Below are 20,709 nucleotides of genomic sequence, written 5' to 3'. Positions count from 1 at the left end.
AACCTTGCTCGAATCTTTGAATGCAGGTCATATCAGTGTCCCAATCTTGTTGGGTTGTGGCCGACGCCAGGCAGAAGTTTTATAAGCCTGGCCACCGCACTGCCGGTGTTGTGCATGGGTTTACTTGCGCCACTGGCACCGCGTCTGGCGCTGCGCTGGGGGTTGGAGCCCGCCATAGCTCTATGTTACCGCTCTATGTCCTGCAGCGAGCCACCGCAGCCTATTCGAGCGTAGATGGCCTTGAACAAATCGACCGGCTGATTGCGCAATTGAATGCCGTGCTGAGCTACAGATCGCATTTGGCTTTAACTTAGCCCCTTATTTGTGCAGTCCTTGTATGGATTGGTAGATGGTCTTTGGCATTGCTTCACCGAGGGCCACGAACAATGCCAGAGTTGCCGGGCGACTCCTGAAGTCGAAAATGACAATGATCAGCTTTTAATCTCCATAATCCGGGTTACAAACCACGCCAGCGCTGGGTCGTGCTGGCGGTGGGTCAGGTGAACAAGTTCGAGCTCGAACGGCCTTAGCGCAAATGGCAGCTCATGTAGGTCCAGAGGCAACAGATCGGCGAACTGCAGGGCCAGTTGCGTCGGCAACACCACACAAAGATCAGTGGATGACACAAGGTGCGCTGCTTGCAGGTAGTTCGGGGTGGTGTAAACGATTCGCCGCGACAGGTTTTGCTCGGCCAGCCACTGGTCGACCATACCGCGAGTCTGACCGCCATGTACCCAAAGGTGACGCAGTTTCAGGAAGGTATTCAGATCCAGCCCGTTATTGAGTTGCGGATGGCCTTGGCGAGTCGCTACTCGCAATGTTTCGCTACGCCAGGGGAGGCGGGTGAAGCGTGCCGGCAAGTCGTCGAAGCGGCCCAACACCAAGTCCAGCTGGCTACGATCGAGTGCGTCAACCGGCAGGTTCGGTGTCAAGTGTTCGACATCGATACGCAGGTTTGGCGCCTGCGTCTGGAGACATGCCAATAATCGTGGCATGCACAGTTGTTCCAGGTAATCGGTAAGAGCTAAACGCAATTGGCGTTGACTCCGGAACGGATCGAAAGGATCACTCGTGTCCATGGCCTGCGCGATTTGTTGTAACGCCGCCCGGATCGGTCCTTCAAGTGCTAGCGCTCGTGGTGTCGGACACATGCGTCGTCCGACACGCACAAGAAGAGGGTCGTCAAACTGATCGCGCAAGCGCGCCAAGGCGTTGCTGACTGTGGGCTGGGTCACCGCCAGCCGCTCGGCTGCGCGCGAGACATTCTGCTCGCGTAGGAGCATGTCGAAGACCCGGAGCAGATTGAGATCAAAGTTCAGTGTATTCATGCGGAGAATATATAGCATGGAAAACAATGATTTTTAAAATACATTGGGCCTCGTTAGGGTGTCGGCTGTTCATCTCACACAGCTACAGGAGCGCTGCACGTGAATTCACCCTTCGATATCCAGCAAATTGCCGTAATCGGCGCAGGCACCATGGGCCGCGGTATTGTCATAAGCCTAGCCAGTGCCGGATTGCCGGTGTTATGGCTGGATAGCAATACTGCGACGCTAGACGCAGGACTGACGATGATCGAGCAAACGTGGTCGCAGCTTGTCGGCAAAGGGCGCATCACTCAGTTCGAGGCAGACGCCAACCTGCAACGGGTGCGGGCAGCGAAAGATTACGCAGCGCTAGCTGAGGTCGACCTGGTGATCGAAGCCGTGTACGAAAGTCTGGAGTTAAAACAGCAGATCTTTCGCGCGCTCGATGTGCATTTAAAGTCTCAAGCTATCTTGGCCAGCAACACTTCGGCCTTGAATATCGACTCTATCGCCGCTGTCACAAACCGTCCACAGCAGGTGCTGGGACTGCATTTCTTCAGTCCCGCGAACATTATGAAACTGCTGGAAATCGTTCGTGGCGAGCACACGCATAACACGGTGCTGCAAGCGGCACTTGAACTGGGTCAGCGTATAGGCAAGGTGGCGGTGGTGTCGGGTAACTGCCCTGGCTTTATTGGTAACCGCATGCTGCGCACCTACATTGCCGAAGCGCGCAAATTACTGCTCGAAGGTGCGTTGCCGCAGCAGGTGGACGAGGTGCTGCAACAATTTGGCTTCGCCATGGGCCCGTTCCGCATGTTTGACGTGGTCGGCATCGATCTGGAGTGGCGCGCTCGCCAACTGGCTGGGCATAGCATGGAAGAACCGCTGATGCAGATCGACAATGCCTTGTGCGATCTCGGTCGCTTCGGTCAGAAGACCGGGCAGGGCTACTACAGTTATGCCCCTGGTAGCCGCCGGGCCGAGCACGATTCACTGGTCGATGCGCTTGTGCTCAGGGTTTCCATGGGATTGGGCTATCGCCGTCGCGATATTACCGCCGAGGAAATACTTGAGCGTTGTCTTCTGGCGCTGGTCAACGAAGGAACGAAGATCCTCGAAGAAGGTATTGCTGCTAGCAGCCATGATATCGATCAGGTCTGGCTGAACGGATATGGTTTTCCTGTAGAAACCGGTGGACCGATGCATTGGGCGGACGAGCAGGGTTTAACAAAGATTCTTGCTCGGCTGGAGCGCTTGCACGGGTTATTCGGCGAGCATTGGCGCCCTGCTGGCCTTATTCACCAATTGATGGCCAGCAAAAAGCGCTTTGCCGAAGTACAGGAGGGCGGGCATTACCTTTCAGGCTCCCCAGCGCGACATGCGAGTTGTATTGCTTGAATGATTCGATGTCTCTGGGCGCTGTGAAAAATTTCTCAAGCAAGCCTGAGATTTACTATGCAATTGCTTCTGTTCGAACAAGGGATTTCAAGCATGAAAGACGCCATCATTGTATCCACTGCCCGCACACCAATCGCCAAGGCGATGCGTGGTGCATTTAACGACTTCAAGACGCCGAGCATGACTGCCATCGCTATCCGCGCTGCGGTCGAGCGTGCGGGCATCGAGCCGGCGCAAATCGAAGATTTAGTGCTGGGTACGGCAATGCCAAGCGGCACCGCGGCCAACAATCCGGCGCGTCTTGCAGCCTTGGCTGCCGGCCTGCCGTTATCGGTGAGCGGGCAGACTGTCGATCGTCAGTGCGCATCAGGATTAATGGCCATCGCCATCGCTGCCAAGCAGATTATGGTCGACGGAATGATGGTCACCATCGGCGCCGGACAGGAGCAAATCAGCCTGGTACAAGCTACACACAACCAATGGGCGATCGAGTCGTACGATCCTGAAGTACTGCGCCTCTGCGAGCATGCCTACATGCCAATGCTGCAGACGGCCGAGCTGGTGGCGCGTCGCTATGGCATCAGCCGAGAAGCGCAGGACGCGTACGCGTTGCAGTCACAAAAGAGGACCGCAGCTGCTCAGGCGGCCGGATTGTTTGCTGACGAGATCGTTCCGGTCGCGGTGCGTAAACGTGTCGTCGACAAGGCGAGCGGTGCGGTCAGCTTTCAAGATGTCAGGCTCACTGAGGATGAAGGCAACCGGCCTGGTACCGTGCTCGCCGACCTGCAAGGACTTAAGCCGGTGATAGAGGGTGGCTGTATTACCGCAGGTAACGCCAGTCAGTTGTCCGACGGTGCCAGCGCTTGCGTACTGCTGGAGGGGGCGCTGGCTGCCAGGTCAGGTTGCACCCCGTTGGGACTTTATCGTGGGATTGCCGTTGCAGGTCTGGCGCCGGAAGAGATGGGGATCGGGCCTGTATTGGCGGTGCCCAAGCTGCTTCGTGCGCATGGTTTGAAGGTGGACGACATCGGTTTGTGGGAGCTCAACGAAGCGTTCGCATGCCAAGTGCTGTACTGCACCGAGCGATTGGGAATCGACTCGATGAAGCTGAACGTCAATGGCGGTGCCATTTCGATCGGGCATCCCTACGGTATGAGCGGAGCTCGGATGGTTGGGCATGCTTTGTTAGAGGGAAAGCGGCGCGGAGTGAAGTTTGTGGTGGTGACGATGTGCGTGGGCGGCGGAATGGGGGCGGCGGGATTATTCGAGGTTTTATAACAAAGCGGGAATTTGATCTGCCAGCACGCATGCCGTTGCTCAGGAGATGTTTCCCTGGTCCAAATATTCCCCAGTGGCCGGAACTGAAAGTCTGCCTCGTGCAGGCCGTACCGGTGCGTCGTGTAAGGTGTAGCTCGAGGAAAGCAATGAATAACAAGACAACTCAGGTGGTGGTCGGGTCCTTCGAACTCGATGAGCGTCAGATCAAGCGCTATGGTGTGAAGGGGGCCTGGCGATCTGCTATCCAGCGCGACTGTGACTGGCGCTGTATTGACGCCTATGGCCATGTCAACAACGTGATTTACCTGGACTGGTGCCAGGAGGCGCGTAGTCGTCATTTCGCACAAGTGACTGGCCATTTCCCAGGGCAGGGCGGGATTGGACTGGTGGTGCGCGCGGTCGAGTTTACTTACCACAAGCCGATGTTATTGGGTGAACAGGCCTTGATAACCACTCGTCTCAAGCGCATGGGGAACACCAGCATCGTGCAAGAGTACGCCATTTGGAACGGCGAGCTGTGTGGCGAAGGGGTCGCAACTTGTGTGTTTTACGATGCTCAGGCCGGCACCAAGGCGGCCCCGAGTCAGGCGTTACGGGAAGCAATGGTGGCGCGTGAACCGCTGCTCGGATCACACGTGTATCTTCAATGATGACGCTTCCCAGTGATCAAGATCCGCCATCTTCAGTGCGAGTGGGACTTCCGATTACGCCGCTCGCGCATATTGAGTCAGCTTGTTACCCTCCCCTTTAATGCGCGTGCCTGAGTACGATGGTAACGTTACGCGGAACATGGGCTTAAACAGCGCGCCACGGTGGTGCTCGATAGCTTCTTAATGATTCATTTGAGCCCATAAAGTAAATATTTGGGAATGGTCCTATCCACGTATTTCTTAATTAATAGCTAAAGCTGGCAGCCGTAAGCCACGCCAGGTGAAGGTCTGCAAGAAACCCGAACACCGGCGAAGTCGTCGAAACCAAAGGCGGCAATCACAAACGCTGAAGGAATGGAAAGCTGAGCACGGCTCCGCGACCGTTGAGTCCTGGCTGACCAAGTGATTTTGGTTTGAGTAAAAAAGGGCCCGCGAGGGCCTTTTTTGTTGAGGGTGTCAGGTGAGGTGGACTTATGACTTGCCTCAGATAAGATCCAAATCTTTTCGCTAAATCGGGTAGTTATCGATGTCCATCAGCGCAGATCAGTTTGCTGAATATCAAGTCTTCGCCGAGCAGCTAGCCGAGGCTGCCGCCGTAGCTATTCAGCCGTACTTTCGAGCAAAGCTGGATGTGGAGAATAAGGGCGGTCATGTTTTCGACCCGGTAACCTTGGCGGATAAGGCTGCCGAACGAACGATGCGTGAGCTGATTCAGGATCGGTATCCTGCACACGGAATCCTTGGAGAGGAGGAGGGCTCAATCGTAGGCAGCTGCGAGCTCACCTGGGTGCTCGATCCCATCGATGGTACTCGAGCTTTCATCACCGGCTTGCCACTATGGGGAACGCTTATAGCTCTCAACGATGGTCAGCGGCCTGTGCTTGGCTTGATGAATCAGTCGTTCACTGGCGAACTCTACATTGGCACTCCGGATGGTGCCAGGTGCAATGGTACAAAACTGCAGACGCGCTCATGCCAAGGTCTGTCCTCAGCAACACTGATGTGCACAACACCCGATATGTTCGACTCATCTGTACGGCGAGACGCTTTTGAATCCGTGGCGAGTCAGGCGCAATTAGTTCGCTTTGGCGGTGATTGCTACGCTTACTGCATGCTGGCTTCGGGTTTCGTTGATGTGATTATCGAGGCCAGTCTTCAGCCCTACGACGTTCAGGCCCTGATACCGATCATCGAAGGTGCCGGTGGGGTGATTACCGCATGGGATGGGAGCACAGCTCAGAATGGTGGGACTGTCGTTGCCTGTGGTGATCCTGCATTGCATGCCCAGTTAGTGAAGCTGCTCAAGCACGCTGCATAATTTGAGCTCAGTGTACTGACTCAGGATTGTTGGGTAGCGAGGTTAGAGAAAAAACAGCCTGGTCGAGTTACCAAGAGCGACAGAAGGTTGCCTCGAATACCCCTGAAGTTTCGGCGATTGTTCCCTTCCATAATGCCTATGACTATCAACGATAGTCATAGGCATCGAGCACTCAGTAACGAGCAAACGTATCAGGGAATGAGAATATATCTTTAAGCACGCAAATTCAGTCTTTGGCGTAAATAAGGCGGATGATGTCCTTAGTGGTTTCGATGTAGCCATCGACATCGTCGTCAGTCATAGGGAGCGTAAGTCCTACTTGACCACGGTGAACTGGATAGTAGCCACGAGTAGCCATTTCTAACGCGTAGATACTCATACTGTTTTCGTCAATCTTATGCCAGTAATCACGGTGAGTGTTAATGGTTTGGCCGAGCTCTTTGGTAAACGCATAGGCAAATACCGAGAAGGATCCAAAAACGGTAAATGGATATTTAGATTCTTTGGCCCAAGTATTCAGCTCGGATTTGATCTTCGCCGCCATTTCGTTGAGTCGTGCATAAGCTTTCTCATCCATTGCTTTAAGGCAGGCAATGCCCGCTGCGCAAGCCAATGGGTGGCCATGGTGGGTGCCCGAGATCATGACTTGATTTTCTTCTATGACCCGGAAAACCTCTTTGCTGCCGCCCACTGCGCCGATTGGTAGGCCGCCACCGATCATTTTGCCAAGGACTGTCAAATCCGGCTTGATTTGATACTCACTTTGCAAACCTTTGAAGTTCGCACGGAGTGTAATGGTCTCATCAGCGATTAGCAGGATGCCCAACTCTTTAGTAAGAGCTCGAAGCTTTTGTACGAAAGTTTTATCCAGCTCTACGATTCCGCCCGCACAAGTCTGCAATTCCATGATCAAACATGCAATTTCGTCCGCGTTGCCACGGAGGATTTTTTCGCAGGACTCAAAATCATTTTGGGTCAGAACAATGACGTTATCGCTTTTATAGGCAGGAATTCCGTCGGAATCTGGAAGTGCTTTTGGATTAGAATCCGGGCCAGGGAAATTGTTTGGGTTAGGGTGGGCGGAAATCGCCAAGTCATCGGAAAACCCGTGGTACCCGCCCTCAAATTTTGCAATCTTTTTACGGGCTGTATAGCCTCTGGCGATACGTACGGCACTCAAACATGCCTCGCTAGCAGAGCAAAAAAACTTTACCTGTTCAACAGAGTCGATGCGCTCACAAATCAGCTTGGCCAGATCAAGTTCGTGGTTGGTAGGATTCCCGAATGAGAAACCATTGGGTAGCGTTTCCTGAATTGCTTTTATAATTGCTGGGTGATTATGACCTAGCACATTTGTAGCGAAATTATTATTGAGGTCGAGAAGTTTTTTACCTTCGATGGTATGCAGGTATTGAGCTTCGCCTTTATCGACGAAAATCGCATGTGGGCCATAGCCAAATGTGCGCCTGCTAAAACCTCCTGGAATGTATTCCTTTCCTTTCGAGGTTTCTTCCTTGGAAAGAGAAAAGGCTTCAGAGAAATTTTTTAGCGATTGCTGGTAATTAAGCTTCATGGCTATTTCCAAATTTACTTAAATTATGGTTGTTTTTGAATGATTCTCAGACTTTGCCAATAGTTTATGCACATTACTATTTTGGATTTCGACACCAGAATTGAACGTCATGAGGTTTTGCGCTCTCCTCACTAATACAGCTTCGGCTCCTGTGCACTTGACGAAAGCTAAGGTCATAGTATTTTCACAGTTAGTACGTGAGCAATGGTGATTTATAGATTGCTTGATCAGGTTTTGTGATCGCTGCTTGTTTGCAAAAAAGCTTACGAAATCGGGCATCTTGCACCGCTGCAGGTAACCGTCCATTAGCTCCATTATTCAGACTCAAATGGAATATGGCCGTGAATTGAAAAAATATGGCGTTCCAGAGGGGAAATAGGTGGGGACGAGGCATTGCACAATTCGCTGAAGTGTTACCGCTCAGTACGGTTTGTTACTGTGTGCTTCTTAGCTGCCCATATGCACACTATTAAGGGCATTTTTTGTTGGTTCGCCCAGCAGTCGCAGTTCCTTGATCATGAGCTAGGCGGCGCTGTGAGCGCTGTGATGAGCGTTGAAGAGTGATTCAGGCCTCATCGAGATGCCTGTGTGTGAGAAATATGAACGAATTGCCCCGTTTGGGCGCATTATTCATTTAGTAAGGCGACCCGGAATCCGCAGGTCGGGTAGGGCATCGCTGCCTCTCCGCGAATGCGGTAATTTGCATGAATTTTGCTACGTAATAGCTCTTCCAAACGTTCCGTGAGTAGCAGGTACCCCTCAATGGACACTAGACAGCTTCACTTGGCAACCAGGCTTGCCGAGACCCTCCATTTTGGTAAAGCAGCCGAGATCGAGAACATTGCCCAATCTGGCTTGAGCGCTCAAATTGCTAAGCTTGAGAGCGAGCTAGGCTTCAGATTATTTGAACGTACCAGTCATCGTGTTTCATTGACTGAGGCAGGTCAGGCGTTCATAGATCAGGCTCGCACGCTCTTAGGGGGCATGAACAATACGATCCTGGAATGCCGAGCCCTAGCTGAAAACAGTCGTGGTGTCCTGAAATTAGGCTTTTTTGGAGATGCTGCGGGTGAACTCACCCACCTTATTTTCACACTCTTTCAGCAGAGCAATCCTGGTATCCGGTTGGTGTTTACTGAGCTGTCTATGACAAATCAGGTGCAAGCGCTCATCTCTGGCAAAGTAGATGCTGCCCTCGTTAGGCTACCGATTTGCGATCCGCGTCTTGAGCTCGATGTGATGTTTGATGAGCCGCGAGTCGCTGCCGTACCGGCCAATCATGAAATGGCACATGCCTCGATCCTTACTATTTCAGACTTGATCGAGCAACCATTCGCAGTAGCGGGTGAGGGAGCGCCCACCGAATGGGCTGCTTACTGGAGTTTGGGGTCTGAGCGGCATGAGGCCTGCCGGATTGGAGCTTATGTCCAATCGATTCCAGAAAGCTTGGCTGCTGTGGCCTATGGTGGCGCGTTTGATACGTTCCCACTGACAGCCACTCGCCTATTTAGTCACCCAGGCGTGCGCTACGTACCACTAGCTGACGCTCCACGTAGCTCATTGGCTTTGGCCACACTTGCAGGTAACAGGTCGCCATCAGTTAGATCGCTTCGACGCTGCGTGGCAGAAACTCTTGAAAGCTCTCTTTCCTGCATTCCTGAGGCTCGTCGCTACGAAGTGGCTTAACCGCTTGCGAACCCCAGGAGTGTATGTGGCTACCCCTCCAGTCAATAACCAACTGGAGGGCTTACTCAAAAGGGATAGTGGCGGGGTTGCCGCTGAACAGACACCCATTGAGTGGTTGTGAACTCATCAATTGCCCAGTCGCCATTGAATCTGCCCAGGCCTGAGTTCTTCTCCCCGCCAAAGGGGACGTTAGGGGCATCTGCAACCGGCATGTCGTTCACATGGGCCATACCAGAATGGATGCGTCGAGCAAATTGCACCCCGCGTTCGATATCACCCGAAAAGACTGCAGCGGAAAGTCCAAAACGGGTAGCGTTAGCCAGTTCCAATGCGTGATCGGCATCCCGTGCACGCATTATCCCGGCGATAGGCCCGAAAATCTCTTCGTAGGCTAATTCCATGTCGGATGTCACTTCAGTGAAAACGTGCGGCGCAAATACGAGTCCTGCAGATTCGCCAGCGTAAGCCAATGTTGCGCCTTCCGCTTTGGCCTGTTCGACCTTGTGAGCTAATCCGGCAAACTGTTTGCGGTTGATTACCGGCCCAACCGAGGTCGCCGGGTTTTTAGGATCACCGATTACCAGGTTACTGACGCGCTGAATGAACAGGGAAACAAATGAGTCGTAAATCGGCTCCTCCACAATGATTCTATTAATAGCCATACAGATTTGGCCTTGATGCAGAAATTTGCCTACAACAGCCGCATGAACTGCTTGCTTGAGATCCGCATCAGCTAGCACTACAAAAGGGTTGTTACCGCCTAGTTCCAACGCCACATGTTTCAAATAATCGCCACTGCCAGCCTGGCGGGCGATGTTTTGGCCAATCGGGGTTGATCCAGTGAAGGAAATAAAGCTTGGTGCAGGATGGAGAACGAAGTCATCGCCAATCTCTGATCCCGCTCCCACTATCACGCTGAGAACTCCTTCAGGCAATCCTGCTTCTTCAAAGATACGCGCAAGCAGTAGGCCTCCGGTGACTGGAGTGTCACTGGCAGGTTTCACAACTACAGCGTTGCCGAGAGCCAACGCTGGTGCCAGAGATCGCTGGGTAAGATGGAATGGGAAGTTCCAAGGGCTGATTACACCCACAACGCCGAGTGGGCGCCGATAAACGCGGCTTTCTTTATTGGGCACATCTGATTCCACGATGCGGCCATGAACCCGGCTTGGGAATGATGCAGCCTCCAAAGTGATAGCTTTAGCTGACGCCCATTCGATCTCAGCTTTTATTCGCGTGCTACCTGATTCAGAAATGATCCATTCAACCAACTCGTCATGGCGCTCATCAAAAATCTGAGCAGCTCGTAGGAGCACTCCCGCTCGCGCAGACGGGCCCATTGCCGCCCAACCGGGTTGTGCTGCTTTGGCTTTAGCGTAGGCTTCATTCAGGTCGTCCTTGTTAGCCAAGGCAATCTCAAGCAGCGTTTGCTGGGTGAACGGGTCGCTAACAGTCATGGAACGCCCCGTCCGACCTTCGCGCCAAACTCCCCCGATCAACTGCAGATTCAGGTCGCTGTAAGGATGATTTTTGATCACTTTATTCTCCGAAATTTATGACGACCGTAGCATTGGATTCTGGGTCGCTGGCCTTTCTGGGGTGGCCCCACAATTTAAGAACCACCCATCGATATATATTCAATTTTGCTAGTGGGGAGGTGGTCGCCTCAGGAAATCGCCGGTGTCACAGGAAATCTCCCCCTGGTTCGGAGTCCATTAATAACTCCCAGCAAGGCCGCTATTACCACCAACCATGGAAGCAGCGTTGCGATACCTTCCTTAGCCCCGGTGAGTTCGCCAAAATTTGCCACCGCGAGAACAACGGCGGTTGCCAATCCACATCCACCAAGGGTGGGAGCGATCACGCCTTGCCATTTACTGCATTTCTGAGTTTTGAGAGTGAATCCCACGACAGCGGCTGCCCCCAACGTCTGCAAGGCGAGTACAGCAAGGGTGCCAAGTCCAACCATCCACATGTAGAGGTGCATTATCGGGTCGGCATTGGTGACCATGAAGACACCAACGGCGACGACGGTTGTGATCGATAGCGCAATGCTTGCAACGTGAGGGCTAGCGTGTTTTGGATGTACTCGGCTGAGCTGCTGAGGTACGAAGTGGCTGCGAGCCAGTGCGAAAAGGTAGCGGCTCAGGGCATTGTGGAAGGAGAGCAACACGGCGAAGACGCTCGTCACTACCAGGATTTTCATGATTTCGGTAGAAAGGGGGCCGACGTATTGTGTGTTGGCATTGAATACGAAATTGATCATGTCATTGGCGGCGAGGCTTTGAACATCGCTATTCGCGTAGGCCAGGCCGAGGCACCATGTGGTGAGCGTGTAAAAGATCCCGATAATGGCAATGGCAACATATGTAGCAAGGGGCACGGTGCGGCTAGGGTTCTTCGCCTCTTCTCCATATATGGTCGTGGACTCGAATCCTACAAAGCAACAAAACGCGAACATCAACGCCACACCAAGGCCAGATGTGAATATCTGGGAGGGCATGAAGCCATTCCAAGAAAAATTCTTAGCATCGGTTTGGGCGATAACTGCGACGTCAAAGATAATCAAGATTAGGATCTCGAAAATCATGAGCACGCCTAACACCTTGGCTGACACTTTAACGTCCATGTATCCGAAAATGCCGACCAGTCCGATGATGAGAAGAGCGATGATGCGCCAATCCACATGTAATCCTGCGACAGACAAAGCGAGGTCTGCGCCGAACGCAGCGAATTGACCATAGATGCCAGTCAACATCGCGATATAGGCAAGCAGCGCGATTCCACCAGCTGCGTTGCCTGCTGCTCGCCCTAATCCGTGGGTCACCAGCTCTGCGAAGCCGCCAGCACTGATCACATGACGACTCATCGCTGCAAATCCAATTGCAAAAAGCAGCAGGACGAGCGAGGCGATCAGATAGATGCCTGGGGCACCTGCACCTCCCATAGCGAAAACTACAGGGCCGGCACCAAGGGTGGCGCCGAGCGGTGCCGCAGCTGCAATTACGAAAAAGACGATGTCGGAGACACCTAAGGATTTGGGCTTAAGCCCTGGTTGTGTCGGCTCAATTTGCATACAGGCCTCCCCTACGGCAAGACGGGATTTGAATTGTTATTGGTATCCTGATTTTTCGCTCAGTGACTCAGACTGGCAATCCGCAAACGCTGATCGTTCGATCTTAGTCGGTGATTGAACTGACGCTTGTCCGTAATCATGGGTAGGTATGCATAGCCCTTGGTTGCCCGTTTGCCAATTTGCGTCCACAAGCTTTGATCTGAAGTCGCGATCATTCAATCAGCAAAACGCCATTGCCAAATACACCTAAAGGCTCAAAAAATCAGTCCGCCTGACGCCACATTTTTTGGGCTGGCTGAGTGTGATTCGTCCGCACAGGAAATCATCGGAGCTTGCTATAGAGCTTTAGGTTTCAGTTGTAACGAAAATTCTGCCAAATTAATTTTGATACTATAATAAATATAAGGGCGCATTATGCCGTTTAAGTCTGAAAGTAAAAAATTTGGATATACTTCGATGGCATTGGCGGTAGGTGCTTTAGCCTTGCCCCTAGAGTCCCGTGCTTATGAGCTATACAGTCAGGGCGGTAATGTACTTAACTCCAAAGTCGACGCAGTATTTGCCGCGATGCACAGCGACGAAAGTTATTCGACAACTGGAACGCGGGATTCAGGCTCTTCAAATTGGAGAGAGGGGTTTATCAAGTATGGGCTGAATGGAAGCAGCGAACTTGAAAGTCAATCAAGTGTATATGGTGCCTTTAGTCTCTTGAGTTCAGGCACGTGGGGTGATGGGGATGCTGCGGGCTTCACGGAGGGCACCGAGCGACGCACAGCGGTCGAAGATGCTTACCTAGGTTGGCGCTCGGGAAGCCTTTTTCCGACTTTAGGAGAAAATGGAATCGAATTTTCCGCCGGACGCCAAGAGGTTGTAGTTGGAGACGGATTTCTTATCAAAGGTGATGCACTAAACTTCGGTGATGTCGACCTAGGTGAAAACTATGACCGGGGTGGAGCTTATTATTTAGCTGCCCGCAAAGCATTTGATAAAACAGCGGTGCTTCGCGTCGGTGGGGAAAAAGGGTGGCGAGGGGATCTCATGTGGCTAGGCTCGGATAATCGAGCACAAGCGGACACTAAATTAGCTGTGGCCACTTTAGAGCACGTGGCAGACGAAGGAACATTGGGACTGACCTACATTAAAGGACTTGATGTTGATGAGCGTTTTGCCACTCCTTTTCAATTAGAGCGAGACGGCATGAAAACTGTCAGCCTCCGGGGAACAGGCTCTTTAGGAGTCAAGAATCTTAACCTTGCATTCGAGTATGCTACTCAAGATCGAGACAGTGGTCGAGAGAATGCCTGGTATCTTGAGGGGAGCTGGACGTTTGCCGATGTACAATGGTCTCCAACTGCTACCTATCGCTATAGCCGCTTCTCTGAGTCGTTTGACCCACTATTCTACGGCCTGAGTCGTGGCTATGGAACATGGTTTCAAGGTGAAGTGGCATCCAACTATGCAGGCCCTTTTAATAGCAACACCCGCGTCCATCATGTTGGATTAAAGGTCTCTCCGCGTGAAAATCTAACACTGGGTGCATTGTACTTCGACTTTGATCCGATTGATCGAAGCCTTGGGAACCTCGGTGGACGAGAGTTCGATCTATATGCCGAGTTGGCGGTTAATGAGCATGTTTTCATCAGTCCAGTAGTCGGATTCTATAAGCCGGAAAAAAGTGCCGATCAGGGCGGACTTCAGTTGTACGGCGATGATACAAATACCTACCTCCAGCTCATCGTGGGAACCTCCTTCTAAAAAAGGATTTTTTATGGGCGAAAGTCCAGTTACTTGATCGGATGATGTGCTTCAGGTGCGGGCGACATAAAGCATTAATCCAGGTAAGAAATAAAGATGAATTGCGAATTTGCTGTTCATTACCTTGTTTAGGATAAGAACAATGAGAACTAAAGTTGCAATTATCGGCGCTGGCCCTTCTGGCCTGCTGCTTGGTCAACTGCTTCTAAAAGCTGGCATTGACAACATAATCATTGAGCGACAGAGTCCTGATTATGTATTGGGGCGAATCCGTGCCGGCGTGCTTGAGCAAGGGACTGTAGATTTGCTGCGACAGGCGGGTGTTGCTGAGCGAATGGATCGCGAAGGCCTAGTTCATGACGGATTCGACTTGGCGTTCGATGGGCGTTGTGAACATATCGACTTGAAAGGTTTGACCGACGGTAAAACGGTAATGGTTTACGGTCAGACCGAAGTCACTCGTGATCTAATGGAGGCCAGAAGCTCCTGCGGAGGCATTAGCTATTATAGCGCTGCGAATGTACAGCCGCACGATATGAAATCCCCCGCTCCTTACATTACCTTTGATCATGATGGAGTGGCAGTTCGCTTGGACTGTGACTACATCGCAGGTTGTGATGGGTTCCATGGTGTGTCGCGCAAGACAATTCCGGACGGGGTTCTCCAGGAGTTCGAGCGTGTCTACCCATTCGGTTGGTTGGGGGTGTTGGCGGATACACCTCCTGTGAGTGAAGAACTCATTTATGCCAATCATGAGCGCGGTTTCGCTTTATGCAGCATGCGGTCACCTACGCGTACCCGGTATTACATTCAGGTATCTACCGAGGAAAAAGTCGAAGATTGGTCTGACGATCGTTTCTGGAAGGAACTGAAAAAAAGGCTCCCCAAAGAAACAGCCGACAAACTTATAACGGGGCCGTCCATTGAAAAAAGTATTGCCCCACTTCGCAGTTTCGTTGTCGAGCCAATGCAGTACGGGAGCCTGTTTCTACTGGGTGATGCGGCACATATTGTGCCTCCAACTGGTGCGAAAGGCCTCAACCTCGCGGCCAGCGATGTCAGCACACTTAGCCGCATTCTCGTTAAGGTTTACCAGGAGGGACGTACGGATCTACTTGAACGCTATTCTGAAATTTGCCTGCGTCGAATCTGGAAGGCCGTGCGCTTCTCCTGGTGGATGACCTCAATATTGCATCGCTTTCCTGGTACTGATGATTTTGGACAGCGCATACGGCAGGCAGAGCTCGACTACTTTGTCCGCTCTGAGGCAGGACGTCAGACGATTGCAGAAAATTACGTGGGGCTTCCGTACGAGGCTATTGAGTAGGTAAGTCAAGCTTTAAGGTTTTTCAAGTCACTCAGGGCCCATTATTGTGGGTCGGTCGTAGATCTGCGTGAATGAATAATACTTTGGCAAACTTGAAGCGTTGGGGACTTCATGATTCGTCGGGACAAACTCCCGTTTCTCCTGGCCATGAGCCTTTTCGTTTTTACCAAGTGAAAAATAATGGATGCGGTCAGCACGGATCGACTTTGCATCTCTTGATGTGGTCTCCGTACTAATTTCGAGGATGTGCGATGATCTTGCTCAGGGATACAATTAAATTCCGCATGCTTGTAATGGTGGGGGCATGTCTCGGCTTGATAGTGCTTTTATTAGTCGTGATATCTATATACAGAACGAATAAAAATACAAACTTGGTAAGTGCTGAGGCTCAGACGCTTCTCAAAGATTCTGCTAATAAAATGCTACTGGCTGAAAGCGCGCTGCAACGCAGCTCAGTGCAAAAACATTTTCAAGCTGGTTATCACGGTGGACTTGATCTGGCAGACAATGCAGTTCAATTTCGTAGGATGATACTTGGCGGTGATTTAGAGGCACTTACTGCCAGGCGAGAGCTTACAAAGCTGGTGGCAGATAGACTTGTTCGACATTCTGAGTTGCTGAGCCTTTATGTCGTGTTTGAGCCTAATTCGCTCGATGGACATGATAATGATTTTATCGGTCGTAAAGAGTTGGGGAGTAATGAGACTGGTCGCTTTTCTATCTACGCTGCGCAGCAGGATGGGCGTCTTGTATTGCAACCAACGCCTGAGGCTCTGATAGCTGACACAACGATTATGCTTGATGGTACCCCTTTTAATAAATGGTACACCTGTCCGAAGTTAACTGGTAAACCTTGTTTACTATCTCCTTATTTTGACGAGTCATCTGGCCGGAAGACGCTAATTACGACCCTATCCTTTCCCCTCATAGAGGATGGAAAGGTACTGGGAGTGGTGGGAATGGATGTCAGTTTGGAGTCAGTGCAACAGCTAGTACAGGAAAGTAGCAAAAAACTTTTTGGTGGTGAAGGACAGGTAAGTATTTTCAGCCCTACCGGTCTCCTAGCTGGCCATAGCGGAGATGCAAAAAAATTAGGTTTGCAATTAGTTCAAGCGGGTGTTGGTGATGCGCTTAACCTGGAGAGTTCAGTTAAAAGTGGATTGACGTTTCTCGGGGTTATAAACAACACTCAAAGGGTGGCTGTTCCCGTGCAACCAATTCCAGGATCATCTTATTGGGGGGTTGTACTAGATATTCCTAGTAATGTGGTGATGCAGCCAGCCAACGCTCTTAAAATAAAATTGGATGAGCGTAATTTTGTTGATACTGCATGGTCGGCAGTATATGGCTTGGTAGCTTTATTCTTTGGGTTGATTATAATTCTTGTAATTGCCCGAAAAATAACAGTTCCGATTCACCGCATTTCTGAAATGTTAAGAGAGGTTGCGGGTAGTGGAGGTGATCTTACAAAACGATTGCAGTATTCCCGCAACGATGAGCTGGGAATGTTGGTGATGTGGTTTAACGCTTTTCTCGATAAGTTACAGCCAATGATGTCTGAGCTTAAGCGGCTGGTTTTAGACGCGCACACTAATGCTGATCGATCTGCAATCATCTCCAGTAAAATCAGCACGGAAATGCAGCAACAATACCGAGAAATCGACCAGGCGGCGACAGCCTCAAATGAAATGAGCTCATCAGCTCAGGAAGTGGCATGTGGCGCTGCTAGAGCGGCTGACGCTACGGGAGTGGCTAGTATTGCAACTCAGGATGGCCTGCGGGTTATTAGGTTGACTTCTGAAACGATTGAAGGTTTGGCTGAGGATCTCTCGATTGCAATGTCGAAGATTGAGGGTTTAACCGGCAGTAGCGAGCGCATCGGTAACGTCCTCGGGGTGATTCAGGCAGTTGCTGAGCAAACCAACCTTCTCGCGCTCAATGCTGCAATCGAGGCTGCTAGGGCGGGAGAGGCAGGGCGTGGTTTCGCAGTAGTGGCTGACGAAGTTCGCAATCTTGCCAGCAACACCAGTGATTCCATTGAAGAAATTCGTGACGTTATTCAGCAGTTGCAGAGAAATACCCTTGAGACTGTTAGCGCAATGAAAAAAGGTTCTGCTCAGGCCGGCGTCGCTGTAAAGCATGTTAACCAAGCTTCAGACGCATTCGATCGAATCAAAGAGTCTGTGGGAATCATTAGCGAAATGAATTTCCAGATTGCTGCAGCGGTTGAGGAGCAGAGTAGGGTAGCGGAGGAGGTTAGCCAGAACGTGGTGACGATTCGGGATGTCACTGAGTCGCTTTCAGCGCAGGCGCAGGAGTCTCAGAAAGTAAGCAGATCTATTAATTCATTGGCCATCAAGCAGCAAGCGCTTGCCAACCAATTTTTGACCTAGGGTCAGCAGTATTTCCTGGTTATGTCCTGCCGAAAAAGTAGGTCGCATTGAGTCCTCCCTCCAGATGACCCGGCTTTGTCACGCCGGGCTCTCATGGTGTAGCTGACAATGACCTAATTTTTGGCATTGGCCTTGCCCTAAAAGCACCTATTCCTTTGCCGAACTGGAGCTGGCCTACGGCGGGCGATTAGGGCTCCCCGACTAAAAATAAGCCGCTTACGCCGACAGGTATTCGTCTACTGATTTAACGGTCGCATAGCCGAACTCAAATGCGGCCATCACCGTTGCATGCGCTTGAGCAGCAGGAACAGTCGCGCCGTGAAACGTCAGATCCAAGGTGGCGCAGGCATCATGCAGCACGGTAACGGGATAGCCCATGTCTGCTGCAGCGCGTACTACGGCGTCGATGCACATGTGGCTCATTGCACCTATGACCACGACCTCCTGGATATCAGCAGCATTCAACTGTTCTTTGAGATCAGTTTCCTTGAAGGCGTTGATGTGCTTTTTCACAATCACGCACTCGTCACCTTTAGGTGCTACAGCTGGTTGGATTTCCGCGCCGGTAGATCCCTTAATGAAAATTGGAGCGCCTTCATTATCCGACTCATGCCGTATGTGAAAAACTGGGATACCTGTTTCGCGCGAGTGGCTGATTACTCGGATGGCATTCGCGACAGCCGCTTCTATTCCGGTCAACGGCAATTTGCCAGTGGGCAGGTATTCGTTTTGCAGATCAACTACTACAAGACCTCGTTTCATGAACGATCTCCGGTCGATTTATCCAATGATATGGAGGTTAAATCTGAGATCGGGGAGTAAAGAACCTGTCTTTACGCCGACTCAGAAAGGTTTAAGTCAGAACTCCAGGGAAGCGCCGTCTTCCGGAATATCCACGCGACTCTCGATACCTTGCTTCTTAACGTAGGTGCGGAGCGCTTCACGTGTTAGGGACGTATGGTTGATTGCATTCATATGCACGGCGACTATTTTCGCGTTTTTTGCGGCTTGGGATGCGTGTAGGACGTCGTCCTCACCCATGATGATTGCGCTATCGAACCCATTCACCTTCGCTTTCCCAGTGTTGAGTACGATGACTTCGGGATGATATTTTTCAATGGTCTGGTCTACCTCTTTACGCCAGATAGTGTCACCGGCAAGGTAGAGAGTTTTGTAGCCTGGGGCTTGGAACACAACGCCCATGGCCTCGCCCAAAAGTTTCGCGAGGGGGGGCACGGCATACATCTCGTCTGTGCCGTGCTGGCCACCGGCCTTAGTGATTTTGACTCCGCCAAACTCAACTTCGTCAGTCAGTACGCGCACATTCTTGAAGCCTTGGGAGCGAACCAGTTTCGCGTCTTCCTCATCTTGAGTGAACAGCGGAATGTCTTTAGGTAGCGCTTTCTGCGCGGCATCGTCCCAGTGGTCAAGATGCGTGTGTGTGAGGATGACGGCGTCTACGCCAGCGATTACCTCGGCAGGTGATTCAGTGAGATCGACCATTGGGTTACGGAGGTTGCTTCGGTAAGTATTTTCAAATCCAGGGTAGGTTCCTTTTTTCGCGAGCATCGGATCGACGAGGAACGTCGTGTCGCCATAGGTGATTTTCACCGTTGCATTACGAATTTGCTGCAAGTCCACTTTGTGGGCTGCGGTCGGTGCGGACGAGACATTTGTATCCGCGAATACCCATGTGCTGGTAGCAGCGCAAGCGAGGCTGAGGGCAAGAGGAAGCGTTCTGAAATTCATGGGATTGATCCTGTTAATACATCGAGAAGAGCATTCTTCCCGAGTGCTCTACATCGCAACAGTGGCCTGAATGACATATTTCGATATAATCAGGCCAGTCGATCAGCGTAGGTATGAGAGAGGCCTAGAGCAAGCGTCCACTCTGCAAAAGCGATCCTATGAAACGGTCAACCGGCAACCCGAGGCTATCTGATGCAATCCATACGTGTTGCTGTTCTGGCTTTTAATGGCGTAAGTCTGTTCCATCTTTCCGTGCCTGGAATGGTGTTGGGTACGGCTCATTCTGCACCTGGTGAACCTCAATACGAGGTCAGCTACTGCGCGGAGATGCCGGGAATGGTGACTTGCGACCAAGGCATCGACTTAGCGGTTGTTAATGGCCTGGAGCTGATGGAAGCATCTGATGTAATCGTTATTCCCGCCTGGGGGGATCAACTGATCACCGCATCTGCACAACTCGTGAAAGCGCTACAGGCCGCGAACTGCGAAGGTAAGCTCATAGTAGGGCTATGCTTAGGCGCGTTTGTGCTTGGAGATGCCGGGCTGCTTAATGGGAAAGAAGCAACCACTCATTGGGCAGCACGAGAAGAGTTCGCGCAACGTTTCCCTGAGGTTCGTTTCAAGCCCGAGGTGCTCTACGTCAGTGCTGGAAATATCATGACCTCTGCGGGAACTGTGGCGGCAATCGATTGCTGCCTTCATTTGGTACGCGAGCGACTTGGTGCTGACGTTGCGAATCGCACCGCGAAGATGCTGGTGACGCCGCCTCATCGGCAAGGTAGGCAAGCTCAATACGTTGAGCATCCTGTGCCGCAACTGTCCAGCGAGACGCATTTGTCTGATGTACTGGCGTGGGCCCGAGTAAACCTTGCCAGTGATCTTTCGCTCGACGTGCTGGCGGACATGGCCAAAATGAGCAGGCGTACATTTACCCGGCGATTCAAGGAAGCGACGGGCAGTACCGTTTCAAAATGGTTGAATGCTCAGCGCGTCGTCAGAGCGCAACAGCTGTTGGAAACCACAGACCTTCCTATCGAATGTATTGCGGGCGAGGCAGGTTTTGGGACGCCCTTGTCGTTGAGGCTACAATTCGGGGTTCACCTCGGCACGTCGCCTTCTGAATATCGGCGTACGTTTTCTCGCCAAATTACCCTGAGTCGAAAAGTGAGCGGCAATTAGCGGTGTGGGATTTCACG

The 20,709-nt window shown here is 51.6% G+C and carries 15 protein-coding genes and 2 pseudogenes; 11 read left to right on the top strand and 6 right to left on the bottom strand.

Annotated elements, in window-relative coordinates; translation table 11 throughout:
- Positions 1-72: 72 nt before the first annotated feature.
- Positions 73-186: pseudogene (locus PspS34_RS28820) on the top strand (MFS transporter); the annotation flags it as partial.
- A 245-nt stretch (positions 187-431) separates the two neighbouring features.
- On the opposite strand, the gene PspS34_RS14235 reads toward PspS34_RS28820, so the two are convergent.
- The gene (locus PspS34_RS14235) at positions 432-1,346 is read right to left on the bottom strand and encodes a LysR family transcriptional regulator (RefSeq protein ID WP_159389985.1); all 915 of its coding nucleotides are present in this window, start codon (positions 1,344-1,346) and stop codon (positions 432-434) included.
- 81 nt (positions 1,347-1,427) lie between these two features.
- On the opposite strand from PspS34_RS14235, the gene PspS34_RS14230 reads away from it, so the two are divergent.
- From PspS34_RS14230 to hisN, 5 genes and pseudogenes are all read left to right on the top strand, one after another.
- Positions 1,428-2,708 (top strand): 3-hydroxyacyl-CoA dehydrogenase, encoded by a 1,281-nt coding sequence (locus tag PspS34_RS14230; RefSeq protein ID WP_159389984.1) that lies wholly within the window; start codon positions 1,428-1,430, stop codon positions 2,706-2,708.
- A gap of 93 nt (positions 2,709-2,801) precedes the next feature.
- Positions 2,802-3,986: an acetyl-CoA C-acyltransferase gene (locus tag PspS34_RS14225; protein ID WP_159390401.1), complete on the top strand. Its 1,185-nt coding sequence runs from the start codon at positions 2,802-2,804 to the stop codon at positions 3,984-3,986.
- Positions 3,987-4,132: 146 nt separating this feature from the next.
- Positions 4,133-4,636 carry an acyl-CoA thioesterase gene (locus PspS34_RS14220; protein WP_159389983.1) on the top strand — a complete coding sequence of 168 codons (504 nt, stop codon included), beginning with the start codon at positions 4,133-4,135 and terminating at the stop codon, positions 4,634-4,636.
- A 250-nt stretch (positions 4,637-4,886) separates the two neighbouring features.
- Positions 4,887-5,042 (top strand): annotated as a pseudogene (locus PspS34_RS28410) (histone-like nucleoid-structuring protein, MvaT/MvaU family); the annotation flags it as partial.
- 120 nt (positions 5,043-5,162) lie between these two features.
- Positions 5,163-5,954, top strand: coding sequence for a histidinol-phosphatase (gene hisN, locus PspS34_RS14210; protein WP_159389982.1), 792 nt, complete (start codon positions 5,163-5,165; stop codon positions 5,952-5,954).
- Between the two features lie 226 nt (positions 5,955-6,180).
- On the opposite strand, the gene PspS34_RS14205 is transcribed toward hisN, so the two are convergent.
- Positions 6,181-7,527, bottom strand: a complete 1,347-nt coding sequence (locus PspS34_RS14205; RefSeq protein ID WP_159389981.1) for an aminotransferase class III-fold pyridoxal phosphate-dependent enzyme — start codon at positions 7,525-7,527, stop codon at positions 6,181-6,183.
- A 762-nt stretch (positions 7,528-8,289) separates the two neighbouring features.
- Here PspS34_RS14205 and PspS34_RS14200 point away from each other — a divergent pair.
- Positions 8,290-9,213: a LysR family transcriptional regulator gene (locus PspS34_RS14200; protein WP_159389980.1), complete on the top strand. Its 924-nt coding sequence runs from the start codon at positions 8,290-8,292 to the stop codon at positions 9,211-9,213.
- A gap of 65 nt (positions 9,214-9,278) precedes the next feature.
- Here PspS34_RS14200 and PspS34_RS14195 read toward each other — a convergent pair whose 3' ends face one another.
- Together PspS34_RS14195 and PspS34_RS14190 are read right to left on the bottom strand one after the other, a co-directional pair.
- On the bottom strand, positions 9,279-10,748 hold the full coding sequence (locus PspS34_RS14195; RefSeq protein ID WP_159390400.1) for an aldehyde dehydrogenase family protein: 1,470 nt from the start codon (positions 10,746-10,748) through the stop codon (positions 9,279-9,281).
- A 131-nt stretch (positions 10,749-10,879) separates the two neighbouring features.
- Entirely contained in the window at positions 10,880-12,289 is a 1,410-nt protein-coding gene (locus tag PspS34_RS14190) for an APC family permease (protein ID WP_159389979.1), read from the bottom strand.
- Between the two features lie 456 nt (positions 12,290-12,745).
- Between PspS34_RS14190 and PspS34_RS14185 the strand changes: the two genes are divergently transcribed.
- From PspS34_RS14185 to PspS34_RS14175, 3 genes are all read left to right on the top strand, one after another.
- Complete coding sequence (locus PspS34_RS14185) at positions 12,746-14,044, top strand: hypothetical protein (protein ID WP_159390399.1); 1,299 nt, start codon at positions 12,746-12,748, stop codon at positions 14,042-14,044.
- Between the two features lie 142 nt (positions 14,045-14,186).
- Positions 14,187-15,371: a 4-hydroxybenzoate 3-monooxygenase gene (gene pobA, locus PspS34_RS14180; protein WP_159389978.1), complete on the top strand. Its 1,185-nt coding sequence runs from the start codon at positions 14,187-14,189 to the stop codon at positions 15,369-15,371.
- A gap of 251 nt (positions 15,372-15,622) precedes the next feature.
- Positions 15,623-17,764: a methyl-accepting chemotaxis protein gene (locus PspS34_RS14175; RefSeq protein WP_159389977.1), complete on the top strand. Its 2,142-nt coding sequence runs from the start codon at positions 15,623-15,625 to the stop codon at positions 17,762-17,764.
- A gap of 216 nt (positions 17,765-17,980) precedes the next feature.
- Here PspS34_RS14175 and PspS34_RS14170 read toward each other — a convergent pair whose 3' ends face one another.
- Complete coding sequence (locus PspS34_RS14170) at positions 17,981-18,526, bottom strand: cysteine hydrolase family protein (RefSeq protein WP_159389976.1); 546 nt, start codon at positions 18,524-18,526, stop codon at positions 17,981-17,983.
- A gap of 96 nt (positions 18,527-18,622) precedes the next feature.
- Positions 18,623-19,513: an MBL fold metallo-hydrolase gene (locus PspS34_RS14165; protein ID WP_159389975.1), complete on the bottom strand. Its 891-nt coding sequence runs from the start codon at positions 19,511-19,513 to the stop codon at positions 18,623-18,625.
- Positions 19,514-19,705: 192 nt separating this feature from the next.
- On the opposite strand from PspS34_RS14165, the gene PspS34_RS14160 reads away from it, so the two are divergent.
- Entirely contained in the window at positions 19,706-20,692 is a 987-nt protein-coding gene (locus PspS34_RS14160) for a helix-turn-helix domain-containing protein (RefSeq protein WP_159389974.1), read from the top strand.
- Positions 20,693-20,709 lie beyond the last annotated feature (17 nt).

Origin of the sequence: Pseudomonas sp. S34 (assembly GCF_009866745.1) — a bacterium.
Taxonomy (GTDB): Bacteria; Pseudomonadota; Gammaproteobacteria; order Pseudomonadales; family Pseudomonadaceae; genus Aquipseudomonas; species Aquipseudomonas jessenii.
This window is presented reverse-complemented; position numbering and strand designations above follow the sequence as displayed.

What these genes read in the sequence shown, in the direction of transcription:
- PspS34_RS14235 (WP_159389985.1), bottom strand. Translation starts at nt 1,346, where the DNA reads ATGCTATATATTCTCCGCATGAATACACTGAACTTTGATCTCAATCTG.
- PspS34_RS14225 (WP_159390401.1), top strand. Translation starts at nt 2,802, where the DNA reads ATGAAAGACGCCATCATTGTATCCACTGCCCGCACACCAATCGCCAAG.
- PspS34_RS14220 (WP_159389983.1), top strand. Translation starts at nt 4,133, where the DNA reads ATGAATAACAAGACAACTCAGGTGGTGGTCGGGTCCTTCGAACTCGAT.
- hisN (WP_159389982.1), top strand. Translation starts at nt 5,163, where the DNA reads ATGTCCATCAGCGCAGATCAGTTTGCTGAATATCAAGTCTTCGCCGAG.
- PspS34_RS14205 (WP_159389981.1), bottom strand. Translation starts at nt 7,527, where the DNA reads ATGAAGCTTAATTACCAGCAATCGCTAAAAAATTTCTCTGAAGCCTTT.
- PspS34_RS14200 (WP_159389980.1), top strand. Translation starts at nt 8,290, where the DNA reads ATGGACACTAGACAGCTTCACTTGGCAACCAGGCTTGCCGAGACCCTC.
- PspS34_RS14190 (WP_159389979.1), bottom strand. Translation starts at nt 12,289, where the DNA reads ATGCAAATTGAGCCGACACAACCAGGGCTTAAGCCCAAATCCTTAGGT.
- PspS34_RS14185 (WP_159390399.1), top strand. Translation starts at nt 12,746, where the DNA reads ATGGCATTGGCGGTAGGTGCTTTAGCCTTGCCCCTAGAGTCCCGTGCT.
- pobA (WP_159389978.1), top strand. Translation starts at nt 14,187, where the DNA reads ATGAGAACTAAAGTTGCAATTATCGGCGCTGGCCCTTCTGGCCTGCTG.
- PspS34_RS14175 (WP_159389977.1), top strand. Translation starts at nt 15,623, where the DNA reads ATGATCTTGCTCAGGGATACAATTAAATTCCGCATGCTTGTAATGGTG.
- PspS34_RS14170 (WP_159389976.1), bottom strand. Translation starts at nt 18,526, where the DNA reads ATGAAACGAGGTCTTGTAGTAGTTGATCTGCAAAACGAATACCTGCCC.
- PspS34_RS14165 (WP_159389975.1), bottom strand. Translation starts at nt 19,513, where the DNA reads ATGAATTTCAGAACGCTTCCTCTTGCCCTCAGCCTCGCTTGCGCTGCT.
- PspS34_RS14160 (WP_159389974.1), top strand. Translation starts at nt 19,706, where the DNA reads ATGCAATCCATACGTGTTGCTGTTCTGGCTTTTAATGGCGTAAGTCTG.